Origin of the sequence: Mumia sp., from assembly GCF_028803055.1 — a bacterium.
Lineage (GTDB): Bacteria > Actinomycetota > Actinomycetes > Propionibacteriales > Nocardioidaceae > Mumia.
On the sequence record NZ_JARBCJ010000283.1, the window covers coordinates 1 to 2,720 of the forward strand.

Consider the following 2,720-nt stretch of genomic DNA (forward strand, 5'->3'; position numbering starts at 1 on the left):
AGGTATTGGTCGGCGAGGAACAGCAGCTGGGTCCCGTTGCCCTTGAGAGCCTGGCGCAGCGCACGGGTCAAGAGCTCCCAGTAGTCCTCGTTGTAGAGCGTGACCGCGATGCCGTAGAACCCGAGCGCCTCGGTCAGCGGACGGTCGGCGGTCGACGTGCGGAGCGGGTCCTGGTCGAGGTCGGAGAGGAAGCCGGACAGGCGCCGCTCGGCCGCGTCGGGATTGTCGCCCAGCGGGCAGTCGCTCTCCTTGGCACAGGCCTCGAGGTAGGCACGGAGCGCCGTCTGGAAACCCTCGGCCTGTCCTCGGTTGAGCCCCTCGGAGTCGATCGAGGGGTCGATCGCTCCGTCGAGGACGAGACGGCCGGCTCGCTTGGGGAACAGCTCGGCATAGGTCGCGCCGATCATCGTGCCGTACGAGGCGCCGAGGTAGGTCAACGACGGGTCGCCGACCGCGGCACGGAGGATGTCGAGGTCCTTGGCGACCTCCACGGTCGACATGTGAGCGGCGAGGGGCCCGGAGTCGGTCTCGCAGCGCTTGCCCAGCGTCTGGGCCGCGTCGTAGAACGCCTTCTCCTCCGCGGCGTCGTCGGGCGTCGGGTCGGTGTTGACGTAGGCGTCGAGCTGCGCGGTGGTGGCACACTCCAGCGGCGTGCTGGTCCCGACGCCGCGCGGATCGAACCCCACGACGTCGTAGGCGTCGAGGATGTCGTCGCTGGCCATGGACGTGAAGGCGGCGACGTAGTCGACACCGGACCCACCCGGTCCGCCCGGGTTGATGAACAACGATCCGCGTCGTGCGCTCGGGTCACCGGCCGGCAGCCGGCGGAGCTTCAGCGTGATCCGCTCACCGTCAGGGTCGTCGTAGTCGAGCGGCACCTGGGCGCTGGTGCACTCGTAGCGCCCGCACGAGGCCCAGTCGAGTCGCTGCTCGTAGAACGGTGCGAGCTCCGGATCGATCGTGTCGTCGGCGCTCGGCGACGACGTGGTCGAGGGCCCGTCGGTGCGGTCGGTGCCACGCGAGTCCTCGGCGCTGCCGCACGCGCTGAGTGCGAGAAGACCCGCAACGATGACGGCGGCGATCCTGCGACGACGCACTGGTGATCTCCCTCGGACGGCGTGGAATCGGGCGTGCAGCCACCGTACGTGACGATCCCCCGAGCCGGCTGACGTCATCCACAGCGCTCACGCCTCGTGCGTGTGACGGGTCAGCTCACAGGCGCAGCTGGAGGAGGAGGTTCTCCAACGCCAGCTGTGGCGCCGCGTTGGCCTCGAGTGCCTCCCGGCAGGCGAGGATCGCCTCGATCCGCGCGAGGGTCTGCTCGGGGGTGCCCGCACCGGCGAGACGACGGACCGTGTCGGTCACGTCGGCGTTGACGAGCTCCGCGCCGGGGGCGGTCTGGGCGGCGAGGACGTCGCGGTAGAACGACAGCAGGTCGATGAGGACACCGTCGATCGAGTCACGCGCGATGCGGGTACGGCGACGCTTCTGGTCCTTCTCCAGCGCCGCGAGCCGACCCGCGTAGCCTGCGGGGCGACGGCCGCGGTCCTCGACACCGAACTCCATCTTGAGCCCGTCACGCTCGGCGTCCTCCAGCCGCTCGGCGACCTCGTCGGCCTGAGCCTGCGCGGTCCGCGTGATGGTCGCGGCAGCATCGAGGCACGCCCCCAGCGACGTCAGCGAACCTGGGATGGCGAGCACAGCGCGGCGACGCTCGCGCACGGCTTCCTTGGTCGCCAGTGCACGGGCCCGTCCGACGTGACCCTGCGAGGCACGGGCTGCCTGCAGCGCGAGCTCCGGGGCGACCTGCTCCCGTGCGGCCAGCATCGCAGCGACCGCGGCCACCGGCGGCGTACGGAGCACCACCTGCCGCGACCGGGACCGGATCGTCACGATCACGTCCTCGGCCGTCGGCGCGCACAGCATCCACACCGTGCGCGGCGGAGGCTCCTCGAGACTCTTGAGGAGGGCGTCGGCCGCCTTCTCGGTCAGGCGGTCGGCGTCTTCGACCACCACGACCTGCCAACGACCGTCCGACGGACGCATCGCGGCGAGGCGGACCTGCTCCCGCACCTCGGCGACGTCGATGCTCAGCCCGTCGGTGCTCACCAGCGAGACGTCCGGGTGCGCCCCGGCCAGCGCCGTCCGGCACGCCCGGCAGTGGCCGCAGCCACCGTCCTCGCACTGCAGCGCGGCGGCGAACGCGCGCGCCGCATTGGAGCGACCCGAGCCGGGCGGTCCGGTGAACAGCCAGGCGTGGGTCATCGCGGGTCCGGGGCCGCCGGCGAGGCGCTCCTGCGCCGACGCGGTCGCGGCCTTCAGCATCACCACCACGTCGTCCTGCCCGACCAGGTCGTCCCAGACGCTCACCGCTGACCGCCGCGGTCGTCGGCCCGGATCTCGTCGGCGTCGGCGTACGACGGGTCACCGCCCTCGGAGACCGTGTCGTATGGAGTGAACGCCTCGTCGATCGTCTCGACGCGCTCCTCGAGGTCGACGGGGTCCACCGGGTCGACGCGTGACGCCTCAGCGGCGCTGTCGGCGCCGTCGGTCTGAGCACGGCTCTCGAACGGTGACCCGTGCGGCGGTGGCCGCATCGGAGCGATCGCCCGCTCGACGTGGCCGAGCAACGGCTGCACCCGCTCGAGGACCACGTCGGCGATGTCGACAATGTCCCGGTCGGCCCGCAGGACCATGTAGTGGTCGCGGTTCTTGGAGGC

The 2,720-nt window shown here is 71.5% G+C and carries 3 protein-coding genes; all 3 read right to left on the reverse strand.

The genetic code is table 11. The annotated features are described in order from the left end of the window. The coding region (locus PV363_RS17055) for an alpha/beta fold hydrolase (protein WP_301022985.1) at positions 1-1,097 on the reverse strand (1,097 nt) is incomplete at its 3' end. Positions 1,098-1,212: 115 nt separating this feature from the next. After that, complete coding sequence (locus PV363_RS17060; RefSeq protein WP_220345913.1) at positions 1,213-2,370, reverse strand: DNA polymerase III subunit delta'; 1,158 nt, start codon at positions 2,368-2,370, stop codon at positions 1,213-1,215. Next, on the reverse strand, positions 2,367-2,720 hold a 354-nt coding region (locus PV363_RS17065; protein WP_301022986.1), incomplete at its 5' end, for a hypothetical protein. The genes PV363_RS17060 and PV363_RS17065, both read right to left, overlap by 4 nt.